Raw genomic sequence first — 21,221 nt, 5'->3', positions numbered from 1 at the left:
CATATTTAGGGAGAATTTGTGTTACCCGGCAAAGGCGGTAAGAAGGACGTGAAGGTTATCGTATGGAGCGGACTGCTATTTTTCTGCATCGCCGCGCGCGCACTGGCCACCGGTTTTGTCGGTTACCTGCCGATGAGCGACGGTGAATATGCGCAAAAGCGTGCGCTGAAGCCGCTGTTGACCCTGCCTTATTCTGTATCGCCCGACCAGACCTGGCATTTTCGCCAGGTCGGAGTCAGTGGCGTGACGCTACTGCCGGAGCCGAAAAAAGATAACGAATGGCGGATTAGCGGAAAAGACAGAGCCGGTAATTCGTGGGTTGTCCCGGTGGGAAGGCTGATTAATTTGGCGGGTAATGCGCAATTTTATCGCGCTGACCTCGATCGTAACGGCATTCAGGACCTGGTTATCTGGTTGGGCAATCCTGGGTTGGGCCTGGCGCCGAGCGCGCAATACATCATTTTCACCTTTCTCAAGAATGGCCGCCCCTGCGTCTTTGAACCGTGGGGGTTTTATACCGCGACCGATACTGGTGTCGATGATTTGCTTGATTTACAGGGCAATGGGCGCACGCAACTGTTGGATATGCAGTTTGACTCAGGCTACTGGATAACCAATTTATATCAGGTGAAGGACGCCCGCTGGCAGCGCGTACACGGCTGGTTTGGCCGGTTGAGTTATCCGGCGCTGACCCGTTTTAATCACTATCCTGGCCGTAAATTAATTATCAAACCTATTGCCGGAAGGAATCCGCAAACGGACGATCTTTCCCTTACGCAGCGCTGTTTAATACGCGGTAACGTATTGCCAGGCGTTAATCAGGATTGATGCCAGTTGCGGTGCAGAGTTGGCTGGCTATCACTGCAAATCTTGACCACCACTGGCGACATTACGTGTCATCGACACTTGTGACGATGACACGTAAATGCTCACGAAAATAGAAATAATATTATTAAATAACAATGAAATAAAAATTGGCACGATTCGTGTATATATCGGCACATCATCTGTTATTGCTGGAGAATTTGATGAACCGTTTCATCATTGCAGACGCGAGTAAGTGCATTGGTTGCCGTACCTGTGAAGTGGCTTGCGTCGTATCCCATCAGGAAAATCAGGATTGCGCATCGCTGACCCCTGAAACCTTTTTACCTCGTATCCATGTCATCAAAGGCGTGAACGTTTCCACGGCAACGCTGTGTCGCCAGTGTGAAGACGCGCCGTGCGCCAACGTTTGCCCGAATGGCGCCATCAGCCGTGACAAAGGCTTTGTTCATGTGATGCAGGAACGCTGCATTGGCTGTAAAACTTGCGTAGTGGCATGTCCTTACGGCGCCATGGACGTGGTGGTACGTCCGGTGGTTCGCAATAGCGGCGCGGGGCTGAACGTGCGTGCCGAAAAAGCCGAAGCCAACAAGTGCGATCTATGTCACCACCGTGAGGCCGGTCCGGCCTGTATGGCCGCTTGCCCAACGCACGCCCTCATCTGCGTGGACCGCAATAAGCTTGAACAGCTGAGCGCGGAAAAACGCCGTCGTGCGGCGCTGGATTCAACGGCATCGCTGCTTTTCTGATTTCTGCGATTGCGCGTAGAATACGCCACAAAGCATTGCCGGATGGCGGTATCAATGCCTTATCCGGTCTACGGTCCGTGCGGTTGTAGGCCTGATAAGCGTCGCGCCATCAGGCATCCGGGTTCGATGATGGCGGGAAAATAAGATGGCGATAGACACACCTTCCGGCGTACAGCTACGCATTCGGGGCAAAGTACAGGGCGTCGGTTTTCGTCCTTTTGTCTGGCAGCTGGCGCAGCAGTTGCGATTACACGGCGACGTGTGTAATGACGGCGACGGCGTCGTCGTTCGGCTACTGGAAGAGCCGTCGCAATTTATTGCCGCGCTTTATCAGGATTGCCCGCCGCTGGCGCGGATTGACAGCGTTGAACACGCGTCGTTGATATGGGAGCGCGCACCGACGGATTTTACCATTCGTCAGAGCGCAGGCGGTTCGATGAACACGCAAATCGTGCCGGATGCGGCGACCTGCCCGGCATGTCTTGCCGAGATGAATACCCCAGGCGAGCGGCGCTACCGTTATCCTTTCATCAATTGCACCCACTGCGGACCACGCTTCACCATTATTCGTGCTATGCCCTATGACCGACCATTTACGGTGATGGCGGCGTTTCCCTTGTGTCCGGAATGCGACAGCGAATACCGCGATCCGTACGATCGCCGTTTTCATGCCCAGCCCGTTGCCTGTCCGTCATGCGGGCCGCATCTTGAGTGGCGGAGCCAACATGAACGAGCGGAAAAAGAGGCGGCTTTGCAGGCGGCGGTCGCCCAACTGAACGCCGGGGGCATTATTGCCGTTAAAGGGCTGGGTGGTTTTCATCTGGCCTGCGATGCGCGCAACGATAACGCAGTGGCGATGCTGCGGGCGCGTAAACATCGCCCGGCGAAACCATTGGCGGTGATGTTGCCCACGGCGCAAACGCTGCCGAGCGCGGCGCGTTCGCTGCTGACCACGCCAGCGGCCCCGATTGTGCTGGTGGATAAGCAGTATGTGCCTTCGCTGGGTGAAGGCATCGCGCCAGGACTTACGGAAGTGGGTGTGATGCTGCCAGCCAACCCATTGCAACATCTCTTGTTGCAGGCGCTCAATTACCCGCTGGTGATGACATCCGGCAACCTGAGCGGCAAACCGCCCGCCATCACCAACGAACAGGCGCTGGACGATTTACACGATATTGCCGATGGTTTTCTGTTGCACAATCGCGACATTGTACAGCGCATGGACGACTCTGTCGTGCGCGACAGCGGCGAAATGCTGCGTCGTTCGCGGGGATACGTGCCGGACGCGATTGCGTTGCCGCCCGGATTTCGCGATGTGCCGCCGATACTTTGTCTGGGCGCGGATCTGAAAAACACGTTCTGTCTGGTACGCGGCGAACAGGCGGTTGTCAGCCAACATTTGGGCGATCTCAGCGATGACGGTATCCAGGCGCAGTGGCGCGAGGCATTGCGTTTGATCCAGTCAATCTACGATTTTACGCCAGAGCGTATCGTCTGTGATGCGCATCCGGGCTATGTTTCCAGTCAGTGGGCCAGTGAGATGCGTCTGCCGACAGAGACGGTGTTACACCATCATGCCCATGCGGCGGCTTGCCTGGCCGAGCATGGTTGGCCGCTGGACGGCGGAGAGGTGATTGCCCTGACGGTAGACGGTATCGGCATGGGTGAGAATGGCGCGCTATGGGGCGGAGAATGTTTGCGGGTCAATTATCGCGAATGCGAACATTTAGGTGGTTTACCCGCCGTGGCGCTGCCGGGAGGCGATCTGGCTGCCAAACAGCCGTGGCGTAATCTGTTAGCGCAGTGCCTGCGCTTTGTGCCGGACTGGCTGGATTATCCGGAGACAGCGGGGCTGCAACAGCAAAACTGGAGTGTCCTGGCGCGTGCCATTGAGCGCGGCGTCAATGCCCCGTTGGCCTCTTCCTGCGGGAGGTTGTTTGACGCGGTGGCTGCCGCGCTTCGCTGCGCGCCAGCATCGCTTAGCTATGAGGGCGAGGCCGCCTGCGCGCTGGAGGCGCTGGCCTCTCAATGCGCTAACGTTGAGCATCCGGTAACGATGCCGCTTAACGGCGCTCAACTGGACGTCGCTGTTTTCTGGCGGCAATGGTTGAACTGGCAGGCCACGCCCGCGCAACGCGCCTGGGCTTTTCATGATGCGCTGGCGTGCGGGTTTGCCACGCTAATGCGCCAGCAGGCTACGGCGCGGGGGATAACCACTCTGGTCTTCAGCGGCGGGGTGATACACAACCGCTTACTGCGCGCGCGTCTTGCCTTTTATCTTTCTGATTTTAAATTGTTATTTCCGCAGCGGTTACCAGCGGGCGACGGCGGGCTGTCGTTTGGACAGGGCGTGATTGCCGCAGCGCGAGCGTTAAGGGAAGTGTAGGGCGCCGGATGGCGGCTGCGCCTTATTCGGCCTGTAAATAGATGCTCACTCGTAGGCCGGATAAGACGCGAAGCGGCGCCATCCGGCATCACAGGCTTATACGGACAACGTTTTCAGTAGTGCAAAGGCCTCTTTCATGCGGTCTTCACTCACCACAAAGGCGCGTAGTTGGCCTTCTCCACTCATGCCTTTGGCAATCATACCGTCAGATTCTGCGGTAATCTGCCAGCTTAAATCGCGGCGCTGAGTTTCTCCCGCCAGATGCAGCGGCAGTTCCGGCGTTTTGACTTTGACCAGCATCGCCGGTAGCTTCAGCGGCGCGTTGCCGCCAAACAGATTTTTCGCCAGGTACATCGCGCTTAACTGGATCGGTTGCAGGAAGGGCAGCACCTGACCATTGATTTCCGCGCAATCGCCGATCGCATAAATATCCGGGTGACTGGTCTGTAGATAGCTATCCACGCAGACGCCGCGGTTGACGACTACCCCGGCGCGGCGCGCCAGAGCGGTTTCCGGGCGTAAGCCGGTGGCGGCAATCACCGCATCGACCTCAATACTACGCTGGCTTGCCAGTGTAGCGCGGATACCGGCTTCGGTTTTCTCCAGTTTTTGCAACTGCGATTTCAGCAGCAGATGCACCCCCATATCGGTCAGGTGATGCTGTAAGCGGCTGCTCACTTCCGGTGGCATCAGTGAGGCGAGAAGGCTGGCGGCGTTATCCATCAGCGTTACCGTTTTCCCGGCGCGGCAGAAATCCATCGCTAATTCACTGCCAATGAGACCGCCGCCGACAATCAGCACTCGCTGCGCCTCGCGCAGTTGTGTCTCACAGGCGCGGTACTCCTGCTGGCTATTCAAAGTAAGCATTAACTCACGTCCTGCAATCGGCGGTACAAAGGCTGTCGCCCCGGTCGCCAGTACCAGCTTGTCGTACTGCCACTGCTTATCCTGACTTTTCACCACATGGGCATCGGCATCAATGTCAGCAACCCAGGTATGCGGGAACAGTCGCAGATTAAACTGTTCAGCAAATTCCCCCGCTAACTGGCGGGTGAGATCATCGGCGCGCTGCGACTGGCTGATAACGTGGCTGAGATCGGGCTTGTTATACTCATCCATACTGTCCGCCGCAATCAGGGTTAACGGCACATGCGCATCTTGTTTACGGATATTTTTGACGAGCTGGCGGGCGGCGAAGCCCGACCCAATAATGATGATTCCCCGACTCATTTTGCCTCCGTCGCCAGTACGTCGAATACGTCTTTACCTAATGAACATTCCGGGCACAGGAAGTTATCCGGCACGTCGCTCCACGGCGTACCCGGCGCGACATCCTGCAACGGCTCGCCCAGCGCAGGGTCGTAAATCCACTGGCATACGCTGCATTGCATTTTAGGGCCGAGGTCTGCGGCGGCGCAGGTTGTGGTTTCTTCGGCTAGCGCGGTTTTCTGTGTGGTTTCCGGCAGCGGAGCAAGCGCCCACTGACGCGCGATGTCGCGACCGTGCTGACGGCACAACTCCAGCGCATCCAGATCCGGACGCCATTTTGCTTTCAGACTCAGGGACATTTCAAAACCGGCATCCTGTAAGCGCGTGGACAGTCGATCCACCGCGCCGCCGCTCCAGCCATGAGAACCGAAGGCGCTGGCGCGTTTGTTGCGAAAGCGCAGGCCGGTCATCTCTTCCACCAGACCAGCGATTTTCGGCATCATCACGTTGTTCATGGTAGAAGTGCCGACCAGCACGCCTTTCGAACGGAAGACATTGGTCAGTATTTCATTTTTATCGCTGCGGGCGACGTTAAAGATTTTGACCGCCACGTTCGGGTCCACTTCATTGATACCCTGTGCGATGGCATCCGCCATCATGCGAGTATTGTTCGACATGGTATCGTAGAAAATAGTGATACGATCTTCCTGATAATCTGCCGCCCATTTCAGATACAGTTCCACGATTTGCGTTGGGTTGTCGCGCCATACCACGCCGTGTGATGTGGCAATCATATCCACCGGCAGGTTGAAGCCGAGGATTTCGGTAATTTTTGGCGTTACCAGACGGCTGAACGGCGTCAGGATATTGGCGTAGTAGCGCTGGCATTGTTCAAACAGTTCGGTTTGGTCCACTTCATCATTGAACAGACGCTCGTCGCAGTAGTGCTGACCAAAGGCGTCGTTGCTGAATAACACCGCGTCGCCGGTCATATAGGTCATCATGCTGTCCGGCCAGTGCAGCATCGGCGTTTCCACGAAGATCAACTGCTTGCCGTTGCCGATATCCAGCGTATCGCCGGTTTTCACCACCTTAAAATTCCATTCCGGGTGATGGTGATGGCCGTTGATAGAATCAATGGCGTTGGCGGTACAGTAGATAGGCGTGTCCGGGATCTGCGCCATCAGTTCGGTCAGCGCGCCCGCATGGTCTTCTTCGGCATGGTTAATGATGATGTAGTCGATGTCCGCGAGGTCGATTTCACTGCGCAGATTTTGCACAAACTCACGGCTAAACTTATGATCGACGGTATCGATCAGCACATTCTTTTCTTCACGAATGAGATAGCTGTTATAGCTGCTGCCGCGCAGAGTTTTGTATTCAGTGCCGTGAAAATCACGTACTTCCCAGTCGCGTTGGCCAACCCAATGAATATTATTTTTAACCAGGATAGACATAACCACCTCAATTCATTCAACGTTTGCAAAAAGTTGTTTTGCTTATTGCAGGTAGTGTGCCAACTTTACATCTTATTGATTTATATGAAGTTATAATAAGTTTGTATTTTTGATATAGTCAAAAAGACTATAAATGATGCTGTCAATATGACACTATAGATTGTCAAAATGACAATGAGGTAACCATGAGTTTTTCCGTGGAGGTATTGGCGGGCATCGCCATTGAGTTACAACGCGGTATTGGGCATCAGGATCGTTTTCAGCGGCTGATTACTACGCTGCGTCAGGTGCTGGCGTGCGACGCCTCGGCGCTGTTGCGTTATGAATCACGACAATTTATTCCACTGGCGATTGATGGCCTGGCGCAGGACGTCCTCGGCAGACGTTTTACCCTGGAAGGGCATCCGCGCCTGGAAGCCATCGCCCGCGCGGGGGACGTGGTGCGTTTTCCGGCTGATAGCGATTTGCCCGATCCGTATGACGGGTTAATTCCCGGACAGGAAAGCCTGAAAGTCCACGCCTGTGTTGGTCTGCCGCTGTTTGCCGGACAGAACCTCATCGGTGCGCTGACCCTTGATGCTATGACGCCGGAGCAGTTCGAGGTATTTAGCGATGAAGAGCTACGGCTTGTCGCCGCGCTGGCCGCCGGGGCATTGAGTAATGCGCTGTTAATTGAACAACTGGAAAGCCAGAACATGCTGCCGGGGTCGTCAGGCGCGTTTGAACCGATAAAAGAGACGCACATGATCGGCCTGTCGCCGGCGATGACGCAGTTGAAAAAAGAGATCGAGATTGTGGCGGGCTCCGATCTTAACGTGCTGATCGGCGGTGAAACGGGGACCGGTAAAGAGCTGGTGGCGAAAGCTATTCACCAGGGCTCCCCCAGAGCGGTCAATCCGCTGGTCTATCTCAACTGCGCCGCGCTGCCGGAAAGCGTGGCGGAGAGCGAGTTGTTTGGTCATGTAAAAGGGGCTTTTACCGGGGCTATCAGTAATCGTAGCGGTAAGTTCGAAATGGCAGATAACGGTACGCTGTTTCTGGATGAGATTGGCGAACTGTCGCTGGCGCTACAGGCCAAGCTACTTCGCGTGTTGCAGTATGGCGATATTCAGCGCGTCGGCGACGATCGTAGCCTGCGCGTGGATGTGCGGGTGTTGGCGGCGACCAACCGTGACCTGCGTGAAGAGGTGCTGGCGGGGCGTTTTCGCGCCGATCTGTTCCATCGCCTGAGCGTTTTTCCGCTCTTTGTGCCGCCGCTGCGCGAGCGTGGCGATGATGTGGTGCTGCTGGCGGGCTATTTTTGCGAGCAGTGCCGACTGCGGCTGGGGCTGTCCCGCGTGGTGCTGAGTCCCGACGCGCGCCGCCATTTGCTCAACTATGGCTGGCCGGGCAACGTCCGGGAGCTGGAACATGCCATTCACCGTGCGGTTGTGCTGGCGAGAGCGACTCGGGCAGGGGATGAGGTGATACTGGAGGCGCAGCATTTTGCCTTGTCAGAGGACGTTTTACCCGCGCCGCCTGCGGAAAGCTTTCTGGCGCTGCCAACCTGCCGCAATTTGCGCGAATCGACGGAGAACTTCCAGCGAGAGATGATTCGCCAGGCGCTGGCGCAAAATAATCATAACTGGGCGGCCAGCGCGCGGGCGCTGGAAACCGACGTCGCCAACCTGCATCGGCTGGCGAAGCGTCTGGGACTGAAGGATTAGATAATCCCTGCCTGGTAGAAATCCTGCAGGTTAATGGCGCCGGTGAGTTTGCCGTTTTCATCGACCACTGGCGCGGCGGTAATTTTGCGTTTCATCAGGATCTCTTTGGCGTCAATGGCGCGGCTTTGCGCCTGGAGCGTAATACCGTTGGGCGTCATGGCTTCGCTTACCGGCGTGGTGAGCGCGCCGCCGCCCACCAGCCAGCGACGCAGGTCGCCGTCGGTAAAGACGCCTTTCACAACATGTTGCTCATCGCAAACCGCCACCAGCCCCAGTCCGGTACGGCTAAGTTCCAGCATGGCATCCATCACGCTGGTGGCGAGCATCACCTGCGGTATTGCATCGCCCTGGCGCATCAGGTGATGCACATTATTGAGCAAACGCGCGCCCAGTGCGCCAGCCGGATGCGAACGGGCGAAATCTTCTTCGTTAAAACCGCGCGCCTGCATGACCGCCATCGCCAGCGCATCGCCCATCATTAGCGTATTGACGGTACTGGACGTCGGCGCCAGATGCATCGGGCAGGCTTCACGCTCGACGGAAATATCCAGAACGGCTTTTGCCGCTCGCCCCAGCGGAGAGTGAGGTTTACCGGTCATCGCCAGCAGCGCGACGGATTTATCTTCCAGACGCGGGATGATGAGGTCGAGTTCTTTTGCGCCGCCGGAATAGGAGATAAATAACATCACGTCGCGGCTTTCAATCATCCCCAGATCGCCATGCAGTGCTTCCGCCGGATGAACAAAAAAAGCGGGAGTACCGGTACTGGCAAGCGTCGCGGCGATTTTTTTACCAATATGGCCTGACTTACCAATGCCGGAAACGATCACTTTGCCTTCACAGTGAATAATGATATTGGCGGCGCGGACAAAATCATCGCCCAGACGCTCCGGCAGACGGCTGGCTTCCTGTAGCTCCAGCATTAAGGTCTGACGGCCCGCGTTTAGTAGTGCATCACTCATTGCTTTCTCCGGTTATGATTACTTCAATCCCTTTTGCTTCCAGCGCCTGACGAAATGCCGGATCGATCCCCGCGTCCGTGATCAGTTTGTCGACGGTTTCCAGACTGCACACCACATTGGGGCTTTTACGACCAAATTTTGAGGAGTCCGCCATCAGAATCACCTCGCGTGCTGCATTGCACATTGCGTTACTGACGGTGTAAACCTCATTGAACGTGGTCACACCGACGTTCAGGTCAATACCGTCAGTTCCCATGAAAAGTTTATCAAAGCTGAATTGCTCAAAGGCGTTTTCCGCCAGTTGACCGTGAAACGACGCCGATTTTTTACGGAAGGTGCCGCCGGGCATCAGGATAGTTTGTTCGTTGTCCAGTTCCGATAGCGCGTTAACAATATGGAGGCTGTTGGTCATCACCGTGATGTTGCTAAAACGCGAAAGCAACGGCACCATCTGTAACACGGTACTTCCGGCGTCCAGAATAATGGAATCGCCATCATGGATATATTTCACAGCGGCTGCGGCTATCAGCGCTTTTTTGTGGGTGTTGATAAGCGTTTTGTGATCAATAGGCGGATCGGACTCTTCTTTATTCAACACCACGCCGCCATAGGTGCGGATGACGGTTCCGGCATTTTCCAGAATGACCAGATCTTTACGGATAGTGGTGCCTGTCGTGTCAAAGTACTGGGCCAGTTCTTCAACCGAGCATTTTCCCTGTTTTTGCAGGTGCTCCAGAATCGCGGCCTGACGCTGACGAGGTTTCATAGGCGTGATTACCCTGACTTATGTATTTACCCGTCATACTTCACGCTGCATGTGCGTTGGCTTTCCTCGCTCACCCCGGTCACGTACTGATGTACGCTCCTGGGATTCACTGCGTCGCCGCCTTCCTGCAACTCGAATTATTTAGGGTATTGGTTGCAAAATGATAATTTCGCAAGCTATACGCATTCACAACGAAATTACCCATGTTTCAGTTTAAGCGCCAATGATAGTGCATTCTGCGCGAGCGAATCATGGGGAAAGATCACATCAGGCTGTAATTCATGCAAATGTTTTCCTTGCATTGCGGCAATTTTAACCGGTCTGGCGAATACCGTAAGGCCTTTCATCAATAAAGTGTCCGTCACCCGCTGCTGTTCGTCCAGCGCCACGGCAACCACCACCCGGGGCTTAAAACGCCCGCCGGAGCGCCCGACGCCGACCCGCCCCTGTTGGCTAAGTTTATCGAAAGCCCGATTAAAGCGGGAAATCTGCCAGCCGCCCAGCGCCAGTTGCGCACACCAGGCGATAACGGCGACGGTAATCAGAGTGGAAACCATAATGTGCTCCTGTTGTTTTGCCTGATGGCGGCGTAACCGTCTTATCCGGCCTACGGCGCCATCCGGCAATTCACGGTCAGAACATCACTTGACCGCCGGTTACGTTGATCGACTGCCCGGTGCAATAAGACGCTTTCGGGCTGGCATAAAATAGCAGCATGTTCAGCACATCCTGATAATCACACCCGCGTTTGAGCGGTACCTTATCAATGTAATACTGCTCCACCTCGTCGGGCTTAATGCCCAGTTTAGTAGCGTATTGCGGCAGCAGTGACTGGAACATTGGCGATTTCAACAGGTTGCCGAGCATCAACGAGTGTACGGTAATGCCGTATTCCGCCAGATCCAGCGCCAGAGACTGGGTTAACCCCACGCCGCCGAATTTCGCCGCGCTGTAGCCGGAGTTGTGTTTACTGCCCACTTTGCCGGATTTAGAGTTAATCTGAATAATGCGCCCCTGAATGCCGTCGCGGATCATCAGGCGGGAAAACTCCCGGGCGCAGAGGAAATAGCCCACCAGATTCACCTGTAGCGAGCGGTCAAAATCGCCCAGCTGGAAATCGCTGATAAACGCCGCTTTGGCGATACCCGCGCTGTAAACCAGCAGATCGACGCGCCCGAAAATCTCGTCTACGCCGCGGGACAGCGCCAGCACGCTCTGCTCGCTGGTAGCGTCAGCGCCAAAACCGTACGCCATACCTTCGCCAAAATCGGCGTTAATTTCCTGGGCGACATTCGCGGCTTTATCGCTTTGAATATCAACGACCGCCACGCGGTATCCTTCTTCTGCAAGCCCACGGCAAAGGAATGCCCCCAGGGTCTGGCCTCCGCCAATGACAACGGCAACTTGATTCATGTTTTTTCTCCTTAAGCGACAAACGTCAAAATACAGCCCGGCGCGATATCGTCCGGTACAGGCCCCGCAACGTGTACGGTGCCGGGAAATTCCGCTTCACGCAGACCATCGAAGCGCAAAGTGATATGCCCCAGTTCACGCAGGTTTTGCTCGGCTACGCTGCCGACCGCCGTGACCGGATAGCAATGTTGGCCCAATTCACACCGCGCGCCAGGCTGCAGCGCGCCGGTCAGTTCGCCATGACAATGGATGAAGCAAAATTCTTCGATATCCGCCGGCGCGCCTTCCCGAAACGTAATCAGCATCTGTTCGCCGAGCGCCTCCTTCGCGCTCTGGCCGATACGGGTGATAGTGGTTTGATAAATCACGCTCATGTCTAAACCTCTTATTGATAGATAAAGCCGGAAACAAACCAGGCGATAAGTACCGTGGGCGCGCCAGTCAGGAAGCGTCCGACCAGCACGGAAGGTACGCCGACGCGAACGGTGTCTTGTTTCGCTTCCGCCAGTGACAGGCCGACCGGGATAAAGTCGCAGGCCGCCTGCGCGTTAATCGCGAACAGGGCGGGAAGCGCCAGATGCGGGGGGATATTGCCCAGGCCTATCTGAACGCCGATCAGGACGCCAATGACCTGAGCGATAACCGCGCCAGGGCCGAGAAAGGGCGACAGCAGCGGGAAAGAGCAGATCAATGCCAGCGTCACCAGCCCCAGTGGATGGCTGGCTAATGGCGCCAGGCCGTGGGCGATCCAGTCGCCAAGACCTGAGGCCATAATGATGCCGATCAGCGCCGAAACGAACGCCATAAACGGCAGGATTGTTTTCAGAACCGTATCAATGGTGTCGCGACCGGACTGGAACAGTACCGCCACGGCGGAGCCCATTCCCATACCAACTTTTGCCAGCAGTCCGTCGCTCTGCTCGGTGATTTTTTTGCTGGTGTCGTAGTCACGTCCTAATGTCGTTTTGGCAGGCTGGGGACTGTCAGGCGTTTCGCCGACAAGAGTAATGTTTTCTTCTTTTACGCCGGAGACATAAATATCCTCAACAATATACTGCGCCAGTGGGCCGGACTTACCCGTCGAGTGAATATTAATGGTTGGAATCCGGCGTTTCGGATAGATACCGCAGCGCAGCGTACCGCCACAGTCGATAATGGCCGCGCCGATCTCCGCTTCCGGCGGTTCGCCTTCTTTAAAGCCGTCCACCGCTTGCCAGCCTGTTAGTTGCGCCAGTTTGTCGACGATCGCCGGGCGCGTACCGGCTGTGATATAGACGATCTTTTTGCCTGGCGTAACGTCCAGTTCAAGCGGGCCGCCCCAGCCGCCGGCGCCTTTCTCAATACGAACCCGTGTCATGATACCGCTCCTGTCAGATGAACTTTCTGCTCAAGTTGAATCCCCATTTTTTTCTCAAAAATAGCGGTGGTGAGATCGGTTACCCAACCGCGGAAGAAGTTCGTCACCAGACCTACCAGCAGATAGCTCACTGCGAGCGGGCCGAGAGGAAGCCCTAACGTGGTGAGTCCGCTGGCGATACCCAGATAAACAAACAGTTCGCCGGGATTGATATGCGGAAACAGACCGTTCATGGAGTGACAGCTATAGGAGGCCGCCGCGTAATAGCTCGGCTTGTACTTCTCCGGCATAAAGCGTCCCAGACTCAGGGTCATCGGATTACAAAAAACAAATGTCCCGATACACGGTAAAAGCAGGTAACGAGATAGCGGATTTCCGGCGCAACGTTGGGCAAAACGCTCAATACGCTGCTGGCCGATAAAATTGATGAGCGCATTCATGATAACCAGCAGGCTTATCAGTAGCGGAAGAATACCTGTCACCATACCGGTAAACACCTCTCCGCCTTTCTGGAATAACCCGATGAACCACTCCGCACCATGTGTAATGGTTTCGATCATTGTTCTCTCCTGTAGGGTTTTTAGTTTTCTTGCTAATTTCCTATTCATTTTAATCATGTTGAAAGATTAAAAAGTGTTATTGTGATCTCAAAATAAAAGAAAAATATTTTAAGTTGAAAGTTTGTGGGGTGGGGGAGCAGATACAAACTGAAAAGAGGAGAAAGGTGATTTATTCTCTTGTGCCGCTTCCTTGTGCGGCGGGGGATGCTTTACCATACTTCTTCCTGGCTGAATTTGTTTAATGGATGTCTCATGTTCAAGCGTCGTTATGTAGCGTTACTTCCACTTTGCGTATTGCTTGCTGCCTGTAGCAGCAAGCCAAAATCTTCCGAGACTCAAGCGACGACGGGCACGCCTTCCGGCGGCTTCCTGCTTGAGCCGCAGCATAACGTCATGCAAATGGGCGGCGACTTCGCCAACAACCCTAATGCGCAGCAGTTCATTGATAAAATGGTCAGTAAACACGGTTTCGACCGTCAGCAACTGCAGGAGATCCTCTCGCAGTCTAAAAGACTGGATTACGTCCTGCGTCTGATGGACAGACAAGCGCCGACCACTCAGCCGCCCGCTGGACCAAATGGCGCCTGGTTGCGCTACCGCAAACAATTTATTACGCCGGATAACGTGCAAAACGGCGTCGCGTTCTGGAATCAGTATGAAGACGCGCTGAACCGCGCCTGGCAGGTATACGGCGTACCGCCGGAAATCATCGTGGGGATTATCGGCGTGGAAACCCGCTGGGGACGTATCATGGGGAAAACGCGGATTCTGGACGCGCTGGCGACGCTGTCATTTAACTATCCGCGTCGGGCGGAATATTTCTCCGGCGAGCTGGAAACCTTCCTGCTCATGGCGCGCGATGAGCAAGACGATCCGCTCAATCTGAAAGGTTCCTTTGCGGGCGCGATGGGCTACGGCCAGTTTATGCCGTCTTCCTATAAAGAATATGCGGTCGATTTCAATGGCGACAATCACATCAACCTTTGGGACCCGGTTGATGCCATCGGCAGCGTGGCGAACTACTTCAAGGCGCATGGTTGGGTGAAAGGCGATACGGTTGCGGTGCCGGCGAATGGTCAGGCGCCTGGGCTGGCGAATGGTTTCAAAACAAAATATAGCCTCTCTCAGCTTGCCGCCGCAGGCTTAACGCCGCAGCAATCGTTGGGCAATCATCAGGAAGCCAGCCTGCTGCGTCTGGATATCGGTACGGGCTACCAGTACTGGTACGGCCTGCCGAACTTCTACACCATTACCCGATATAACCACAGCACGCATTATGCGATGGCGGTTTGGCAACTGGGCCAGGCGGTAGCGCTGGCGCGGGTGCGCTAATTTACGCTTAGGGAGGGGTGCACCCCCTCCGCTATTATTATGGCTTTTTGGGCTGATTCTCTGCCTGCAAGTGGGATATCTTCTTTGATAGTGCCAGACTATATCCCAGACATCCCAGGCCTAAGATAATTTGACCGCCATCATACGGTTCAAAATAGCCTGACGACAATATATTCAGTACTCCCATTCCTAATGAACATACTCCACCCACAATTAACCACAGCCGTAGTTGACAGGTTTGTTTCAGTTTGTGCTGTGTGCTTTCCGTTTTTTTGAGTGACATCCTTGCTTTGTCTCCGTGCGTGTAAATTTAGCAACATGGTACTGCTATTTAGTCATGTGCTACCTCTTTCATTCTGCATAAATAACCTGCTGGCATTTTTTCGGAATCCGACTCGTAAAATCGACTGCTCGTCCCCATCTCTGGTGAGAAAGTGCTATCTTGTGCGGCAAGATTTCTAACTGACAGAGGTCATGATGACTGACAGTGAACTGATGCGGCTTAGCGAGCAGGTCGGGCTGGCGTTAAAAGCGCGCAGGGCGACCGTAACGACGGCAGAGTCCTGTACCGGCGGCTGGCTGGCGAAAGCCATTACCGACATCGCCGGAAGCTCCGCCTGGTTTGAACGCGGCTTTGTCACCTATAGTAATGAAGCCAAAGCGCAGATGATTGGCGTGCGTGAAGAGACTCTGGCGCAGCATGGCGCGGTCAGCGAACCCGTAGTGGTCGAAATGGTGATCGGGGCGTTGAAGGCCGCTCGCGCCGATTTTGCTGTCGCTATTAGCGGAATTGCCGGGCCGGATGGCGGCAGTGAAGAAAAGCCGGTTGGTACGGTGTGGTTTGCTTTCGCCAGCGTCAGCGGAGAAGGGATTACGCGTCGGGAATGCTTCAGCGGCGACCGTGAATCGGTGCGTCGACAGGCGACGACGTACGCGCTACAAACCCTGTGGCAACAATTTCTACAAAACACTTGATACTGTATGAGCATACAGTATAATTGCTTCAACAGTACGAATTCACTATCCGGTTCAATACCAAGTTGCATGACAGGAGTAATAATGGCTATCGACGAAAACAAACAGAAAGCGTTGGCGGCAGCACTGGGCCAAATTGAAAAGCAATTTGGTAAAGGCTCCATCATGCGTCTGGGTGAAGACCGTTCTATGGATGTGGAAACTATCTCCACCGGTTCGCTTTCACTGGACATCGCACTCGGTGCGGGCGGTCTGCCGATGGGGCGTATCGTCGAAATTTACGGGCCGGAATCTTCCGGTAAAACGACCCTGACGCTGCAGGTGATTGCCGCTGCGCAGCGTGAAGGTAAAACCTGTGCGTTTATCGATGCGGAACACGCGCTTGACCCTGTTTACGCACGCAAGCTGGGCGTCGATATCGATAACCTGCTTTGTTCTCAGCCGGATACCGGCGAGCAGGCGCTGGAAATCTGTGACGCGCTGGCGCGTTCAGGCGCGGTGGACGTCATTGTGGTCGATTCCGTAGCGGCGCTAACGCCGAAAGCGGAAATCGAAGGCGAAATCGGCGACTCTCACATGGGCCTCGCGGCGCGTATGATGAGCCAGGCGATGCGTAAGCTGGCGGGGAACCTGAAACAGTCCAACACGCTGTTGATTTTCATCAACCAGATCCGTATGAAGATTGGCGTGATGTTCGGCAACCCGGAAACCACCACCGGCGGTAACGCGCTGAAATTCTACGCTTCTGTTCGTCTTGATATCCGTCGTATTGGCGCGGTGAAAGAGGGCGATAATGTCGTGGGTAGCGAAACGCGTGTGAAAGTGGTGAAAAACAAAATCGCCGCGCCGTTTAAGCAGGCCGAGTTCCAGATCCTCTACGGCGAAGGCATCAACTTCTATGGCGAACTGGTTGATCTGGGCGTGAAAGAGAAGCTGATCGAGAAAGCGGGCGCATGGTACAGCTACAACGGCGAGAAGATTGGCCAGGGCAAAGCGAACGCGACTACCTGGCTGAAAGAGAACCCGGCGACAGCGAAAGAGATCGAGAAAAGGGTTCGTGAATTACTGTTGAGTAATCAGAATGCCACGCCCGATTTCGCCGTTGACGATAGCGAAGGCGTTGCAGAAACCAACGAAGATTTTTAATCATCAGGTGATGGTGGGTCGGACAAAACGAAGCCGCCATTCAGCAAAACGTTAAATTACCATCAAGGGCTGCATTTATGCGGCCCTTTTGGCATTTCTCCCTGTTAAGGTTTTTTATGAGTGAACCCACATCGCGCCGTCCCGCTTATGCTCGTCTCCTTGATCGTGCGGTACGTATTCTTGCTGTCCGCGATCACAGCGAGCAGGAATTACGGCGTAAACTCTCCGCGCCGGTGATGGGCAAAAATGGGCCGGAAGAGATTGATGCGACGGCAGACGATTATGAACGCGTGATCGCCTGGTGCCACGAACATCACTATCTTGATGACGAGCGCTTCGTGATGCGCTTTATCGCCAGTCGTAGCCGCAAAGGCTATGGCCCGGCGCGTATTCGCCAGGAGTTGAATCAGAAAGGCATTTCCCGTGAATCGACTGAAAAAGCAATGCGAGAATGTGAAATTGACTGGAGTGAAATGGCACGTGAACAGGCCATTCGCAAATATGGCGAGCCGCTCCCTTCAAACTTTTCAGAAAAGGTTAAGGTACAGCGCTTTTTGCTCTATCGCGGGTATCTGATGGACGATATCCAGCAAATATGGCGAAATTTTGCAGATTGAGCGCATACGGGATTTTACTTCCCGGTAAAGAAAACTTATCTTATTCCCACTTTTTCCGTCTGGACGCGGGTTGCTTAACGGCGAACAGCGTCTGCGACGAATATTCCTTAAATACACAAAATCATTCAAGCCGCATCAAAGCGGCAAGTGAGCCTCGGGAACGCGTGACCGGGAAACTCGCAGCCAACGCAGAGGCGGCCTGAAGGATGAAGTGTAGCTTGATTTCAGGATAATTATGAGCAAGAGCACCGCTGAGATCCGTCAGGCGTTTCTCGACTTTTTCCATAGTAAAGGGCATCAGGTAGTTGCCAGCAGTTCCCTGGTGCCTAACAATGACCCCACTCTGTTGTTTACCAATGCCGGGATGAACCAGTTCAAGGATGTTTTCCTTGGGCTCGATAAACGTAATTATTCCCGTGCAACCACTTCCCAGCGTTGCGTACGCGCGGGGGGTAAACACAACGATCTGGAAAACGTCGGATACACTGCACGTCACCATACTTTCTTCGAAATGCTGGGCAACTTCAGCTTCGGCGATTACTTCAAACACGACGCCATTCAGTTCGCATGGGAATTACTGACCGGTGAAAACTGGTTTGCTCTGCCAAAAGAGCGTTTATGGGTCACCGTCTATGAAACCGACGACGAAGCCTATGAGATCTGGGAAAAAGAAGTCGGCATCCCGCGCGAGCGTATCATCCGTATCGGCGACAATAAAGGCGCGCCATACGCATCGGATAACTTCTGGCAGATGGGCGACACCGGTCCCTGCGGTCCGTGCACCGAAATCTTCTACGATCATGGCGACCACATCTGGGGCGGCCCTCCGGGAAGCCCGGAAGAAGACGGCGATCGCTATATTGAGATCTGGAACATCGTCTTTATGCAGTTCAACCGTCAGGCTGACGGGACGATGGAACCATTGCCGAAACCGTCTGTAGATACCGGTATGGGGCTGGAGCGTATTGCCGCGGTACTGCAACACGTTAACTCTAACTATGACATCGACCTGTTCCGCACGTTGATTGAAGCGGTAGCGAAAGTCACCGGTGCCACCGATCTGGGTAATAAATCGCTGCGCGTTATCGCCGACCACATCCGTTCCTGCGCATTCCTGGTTGCCGATGGCGTGCTGCCGTCGAATGAAAACCGTGGCTATGTGCTGCGTCGCATTATTCGTCGCGCGGTGCGTCACGGCAACATGCTGGGCGCGAAAGAGACCTTCTTCTACAAGCTGGTTGGGCCGCTGATTGAGGTAATGGGCTCCGCAGGCGAAGAGTTGAAACGTCAGCAAGCGCAGGTCGAGCAGGTTCTGAAAACGGAAGAAGAGCAGTTCGCCCGTACGCTGGAGCGCGGTCTGGCGCTGCTGGATGAAGAACTGGCGAAATTGCAGGGCGACACCCTGGACGGCGAAACCGCTTTCCGTCTGTATGATACTTATGGTTTCCCGGTCGATCTAACGGCGGACGTCTGCCGTGAGCGCAACATCAAAGTCGACGAAGCCGGTTTTGAAGCCGCTATGGAAGAGCAACGCCGTCGTGCGCGCGAAGCTAGCGGTTTTGGCGCGGACTACAACGCGATGATCCGCGTTGATAGCGCTTCTGAATTTAAAGGTTATGACCATCTGGAACTGAACGGCAAAGTGACTGCGCTGTTTGTCGATGGTAAAGCGGTTGAAGCGATTAACGCGGGACAGGAAGCTGTTGTCGTGCTGGATCAGACCCCATTCTATGCGGAATCAGGCGGTCAGGTTGGCGATAAAGGCGAGCTGAAAGGCGCTGGATTTACTTTCGCTGTGGACGACACGCAAAAATATGGTCAGGCGATTGGTCACCTCGGCAAATTGTCTGCGGGCGCTCTGAAAGTGGGCGATGCGGTACAGGCTGATGTAGATGAAGCGCGCCGCGCACGTATCCGTCTGAACCACTCCGCCACGCACCTGATGCACGCGGCGTTGCGCCAGGTGCTTGGGACACACGTTGCGCAGAAAGGTTCGCTGGTTAGCGATAAAGTGCTGCGCTTCGACTTCTCGCACAATGAAGCGATGAAGCCGTCGGAGATTCGTCAGGTTGAAGATTTGGTGAATGCGCAAATTCGCCGCAACCTGCCGATTGAAACGAACATCATGGATCTCGACGCGGCGAAGGCGAAAGGGGCCATGGCGCTGTTTGGCGAGAAATATGACGAACGTGTACGCGTTCTGAGCATGGGCGATTTCTCTACCGAACTGTGCGGCGGTACTCACGCCAGTCGTACCGGTGATATCGGTCTATTCCGTATTATCTCTGAGTCCGGCACCGCAGCGGGCATTCGTCGTATTGAGGCGGTAACCGGTGAAGGCGCTATGGCCACCGTTCATGCGCAAAGCGATCGCTTAAACGATATTGCGCATCTGCTGAAGGGCGACAGCCAGAATCTGGGCGACAAAGTGCGTGCCGTGCTGGAACGTACACGTCAGCTGGAAAAAGAGTTGCAGCAGTTGAAGGACCAGGCCGCAGCGCAGGAGAGTGCAAATCTTTCCAGTAAAGCGGTCGATCTCAACGGCGTGAAGCTCCTGGTCAGCGAGCTTGCTGGTATTGAGCCGAAAATGCTGCGAACCATGGTTGATGATCTGAAAAATCAACTGGGGTCTACCGTTATCGTACTGGCAACGGTTGTTGAAGGTAAGGTTTCTCTGATTGCGGGCGTGTCGAAGGATGTGACCGACCGGGTTAAAGCAGGGGAATTGATTGGTATGGTCGCTCAGCAGGTAGGCGGTAAGGGTGGCGGTCGTCCGGACATGGCGCAAGCCGGTGGTACGGATGCGGCAGCTCTGCCTGCAGCGTTAGCCAGTGTACAAGGCTGGGTCAGCGCAAAATTGCAATAATTATAAGCGTTCGTTGGCGCCGCAGCCCATGCTGCGGCGTTTACGTCAACGCTATCGACAACGATAAAGTCAGGTTGAAGTTTTGTATATCGGCTAAACTTAGGTTTAACAGAATGTAATGCCATGACTGCTTACACCTAAGGTGTTTGTCATCGCTTACTTTTTGGCGTTATATGATGGATAATGCCGGGATACAGAGAGACCCGACTCTTTTAATCTTTCAAGGAGCAAAGAATGCTGATTCTGACTCGTCGAGTTGGTGAGACCCTCATGATTGGCGATGAGGTCACCGTGACAGTTTTAGGGGTGAAGGGCAACCAGGTGCGTATCGGCGTGAACGCCCCGAAAGAAGTTTCTGTCCATCGTGAAGAGATCTACCAGCGTATCCAGGCTGAAAAATCCCAGCAGTCCAGTTACTAAGGTTTTCGCGTCTCACTTTTCGGGTGAGACGCAGCCTCTCTTCTCGCTCGCCCGCGTTGTCCCTTCATGACTTTTTTCAACCTCACTGTGGATATGGTGCGCTTTTGGCGGCCAGCGTGTTATCAAATTATCTGTTGATAAAACACTCTTTTTGGCTTTTTTACAGACTAATTGAGCGTGAAGTGTGCAAACGATAAAAGCTCTGGAAAAATTGTTTGACTTATAAGTCCCAGAAAGTAATATGTGCGCCACGCAGCGACGATGAGCAGAACAAGTTCTTCGAAGCACTCGTAAGAGGCGTGTGGTGAGGTGGCCGAGAGGCTGAAGGCGCTCCCCTGCTAAGGGAGTATGCGGTCAAAAGCTGCATCCGGGGTTCGAATCCCCGCCTCACCGCCATTTGCATCCGTAGCTCAGCTGGATAGAGTACTCGGCTACGAACCGAGCGGTCGGAGGTTCGAATCCTCCCGGATGCACC

The 21,221-nt window shown here is 54.6% G+C and carries 20 protein-coding genes and 2 tRNA genes; 12 read left to right on the top strand and 10 right to left on the bottom strand.

All coding sequences use genetic code 11. The features are described 5' to 3' along the window. The first annotated feature begins 18 nt into the window (after positions 1 to 18). The 3 genes from NA389_RS12385 (at position 19) to hypF (ending at position 3,960) form a co-directional block, all read left to right on the top strand. Entirely contained in the window at positions 19 to 828 is an 810-nt protein-coding gene (locus NA389_RS12385; protein ID WP_000936698.1) for a hypothetical protein, read from the top strand. 200 nt (positions 829 to 1,028) lie between these two features. Beyond that, a complete protein-coding gene (hydN, locus tag NA389_RS12380; protein WP_001078787.1) occupies positions 1,029 to 1,574 on the top strand; it encodes an electron transport protein HydN in 546 nt (181 codons plus the stop codon). Positions 1,575 to 1,719: 145 nt separating this feature from the next. Further along, positions 1,720 to 3,960 (top strand): carbamoyltransferase HypF, encoded by a 2,241-nt coding sequence (gene hypF / locus NA389_RS12375; RefSeq protein ID WP_000963428.1) that lies wholly within the window; start codon positions 1,720 to 1,722, stop codon positions 3,958 to 3,960. 96 nt (positions 3,961 to 4,056) lie between these two features. On the opposite strand, the gene norW is transcribed toward hypF, so the two are convergent. Together norW and norV are read right to left on the bottom strand one after the other, a co-directional pair. Next, complete coding sequence (gene norW, locus NA389_RS12370) at positions 4,057 to 5,190, bottom strand: NADH:flavorubredoxin reductase NorW (protein ID WP_000086340.1); 1,134 nt, start codon at positions 5,188 to 5,190, stop codon at positions 4,057 to 4,059. Continuing rightward, positions 5,187 to 6,626 carry an anaerobic nitric oxide reductase flavorubredoxin gene (norV, locus tag NA389_RS12365; RefSeq protein ID WP_000026005.1) on the bottom strand — a complete coding sequence of 480 codons (1,440 nt, stop codon included), beginning with the start codon at positions 6,624 to 6,626 and terminating at the stop codon, positions 5,187 to 5,189. The genes norW and norV overlap by 4 nt, the downstream gene beginning before the upstream one ends. Positions 6,627 to 6,811: 185 nt before the next feature. Between norV and norR the strand changes: the two genes are divergently transcribed. Continuing rightward, complete coding sequence (gene norR, locus NA389_RS12360) at positions 6,812 to 8,332, top strand: nitric oxide reductase transcriptional regulator NorR (RefSeq protein ID WP_000010804.1); 1,521 nt, start codon at positions 6,812 to 6,814, stop codon at positions 8,330 to 8,332. Here norR and gutQ read toward each other — a convergent pair. From gutQ to srlA, 7 genes are all read right to left on the bottom strand, one after another. Beyond that, on the bottom strand, positions 8,329 to 9,294 hold the full coding sequence (gene gutQ / locus NA389_RS12355; protein WP_001278204.1) for an arabinose-5-phosphate isomerase GutQ: 966 nt from the start codon (positions 9,292 to 9,294) through the stop codon (positions 8,329 to 8,331). The genes norR and gutQ overlap by 4 nt on opposite strands. Beyond that, the gene (srlR, locus tag NA389_RS12350) at positions 9,287 to 10,060 is read right to left on the bottom strand and encodes a glucitol operon DNA-binding transcriptional repressor SrlR (RefSeq protein ID WP_000804536.1); all 774 of its coding nucleotides are present in this window, start codon (positions 10,058 to 10,060) and stop codon (positions 9,287 to 9,289) included. The genes gutQ and srlR overlap by 8 nt, the downstream gene beginning before the upstream one ends. A gap of 197 nt (positions 10,061 to 10,257) precedes the next feature. Further along, positions 10,258 to 10,617: a transcriptional regulator GutM gene (gutM, locus tag NA389_RS12345; RefSeq protein ID WP_000255198.1), complete on the bottom strand. Its 360-nt coding sequence runs from the start codon at positions 10,615 to 10,617 to the stop codon at positions 10,258 to 10,260. 76 nt (positions 10,618 to 10,693) lie between these two features. Then, positions 10,694 to 11,473 (bottom strand): sorbitol-6-phosphate dehydrogenase, encoded by a 780-nt coding sequence (gene srlD / locus NA389_RS12340; RefSeq protein ID WP_001077372.1) that lies wholly within the window; start codon positions 11,471 to 11,473, stop codon positions 10,694 to 10,696. An 11-nt stretch (positions 11,474 to 11,484) separates the two neighbouring features. Next, complete coding sequence (srlB, locus tag NA389_RS12335) at positions 11,485 to 11,847, bottom strand: PTS glucitol/sorbitol transporter subunit IIA (RefSeq protein ID WP_000111553.1); 363 nt, start codon at positions 11,845 to 11,847, stop codon at positions 11,485 to 11,487. Positions 11,848 to 11,858: 11 nt separating this feature from the next. Beyond that, positions 11,859 to 12,830, bottom strand: coding sequence for a PTS glucitol/sorbitol transporter subunit IIB (srlE, locus tag NA389_RS12330; protein ID WP_000199042.1), 972 nt, complete (start codon positions 12,828 to 12,830; stop codon positions 11,859 to 11,861). After that, entirely contained in the window at positions 12,827 to 13,390 is a 564-nt protein-coding gene (gene srlA / locus NA389_RS12325) for a PTS glucitol/sorbitol transporter subunit IIC (RefSeq protein WP_000573333.1), read from the bottom strand. Before srlA ends, srlE begins: the two co-directional genes overlap by 4 nt. A gap of 252 nt (positions 13,391 to 13,642) precedes the next feature. Here srlA and mltB point away from each other — a divergent pair, with 252 nt between their 5' ends. Continuing rightward, positions 13,643 to 14,722 (top strand): lytic murein transglycosylase B, encoded by a 1,080-nt coding sequence (gene mltB, locus NA389_RS12320; RefSeq protein ID WP_000476811.1) that lies wholly within the window; start codon positions 13,643 to 13,645, stop codon positions 14,720 to 14,722. Positions 14,723 to 14,759: 37 nt separating this feature from the next. On the opposite strand, the gene NA389_RS12315 is transcribed toward mltB, so the two are convergent. Then, the gene (locus tag NA389_RS12315; RefSeq protein WP_001519391.1) at positions 14,760 to 15,005 is read right to left on the bottom strand and encodes a hypothetical protein; all 246 of its coding nucleotides are present in this window, start codon (positions 15,003 to 15,005) and stop codon (positions 14,760 to 14,762) included. A gap of 194 nt (positions 15,006 to 15,199) precedes the next feature. Between NA389_RS12315 and pncC the strand changes: the two genes are divergently transcribed. The 7 genes from pncC to NA389_RS12280 all read left to right on the top strand — a co-directional run bounded on the left by pncC (position 15,200) and on the right by NA389_RS12280 (position 21,219). Further along, positions 15,200 to 15,697, top strand: coding sequence for a nicotinamide-nucleotide amidase (gene pncC, locus NA389_RS12310; protein ID WP_000132241.1), 498 nt, complete (start codon positions 15,200 to 15,202; stop codon positions 15,695 to 15,697). A gap of 84 nt (positions 15,698 to 15,781) precedes the next feature. Continuing rightward, entirely contained in the window at positions 15,782 to 16,843 is a 1,062-nt protein-coding gene (gene recA, locus NA389_RS12305) for a recombinase RecA (protein ID WP_000963150.1), read from the top strand. Positions 16,844 to 16,959: 116 nt separating this feature from the next. Beyond that, on the top strand, positions 16,960 to 17,460 hold the full coding sequence (gene recX, locus NA389_RS12300; RefSeq protein WP_001294862.1) for a recombination regulator RecX: 501 nt from the start codon (positions 16,960 to 16,962) through the stop codon (positions 17,458 to 17,460). Positions 17,461 to 17,695: 235 nt separating this feature from the next. Next, positions 17,696 to 20,326, top strand: coding sequence for an alanine--tRNA ligase (gene alaS / locus NA389_RS12295; protein WP_000047228.1), 2,631 nt, complete (start codon positions 17,696 to 17,698; stop codon positions 20,324 to 20,326). A 234-nt stretch (positions 20,327 to 20,560) separates the two neighbouring features. Next, positions 20,561 to 20,746, top strand: coding sequence for a carbon storage regulator CsrA (csrA, locus tag NA389_RS12290; protein ID WP_000906486.1), 186 nt, complete (start codon positions 20,561 to 20,563; stop codon positions 20,744 to 20,746). A gap of 303 nt (positions 20,747 to 21,049) precedes the next feature. Then, a tRNA-Ser gene (locus NA389_RS12285) sits at positions 21,050 to 21,142 on the top strand. Between the two features lie 3 nt (positions 21,143 to 21,145). After that, a tRNA-Arg gene (locus NA389_RS12280) sits at positions 21,146 to 21,219 on the top strand. Positions 21,220 to 21,221 lie beyond the last annotated feature (2 nt).

Origin of the sequence: Salmonella sp. NW645 (assembly GCF_051703725.1) — a bacterium.
Taxonomy (GTDB): domain Bacteria; phylum Pseudomonadota; class Gammaproteobacteria; order Enterobacterales; family Enterobacteriaceae; genus Salmonella; species Salmonella enterica.
Note: the sequence above shows the minus strand (reverse complement) of the source record. Positions and strands in the feature narration are given on the sequence as shown.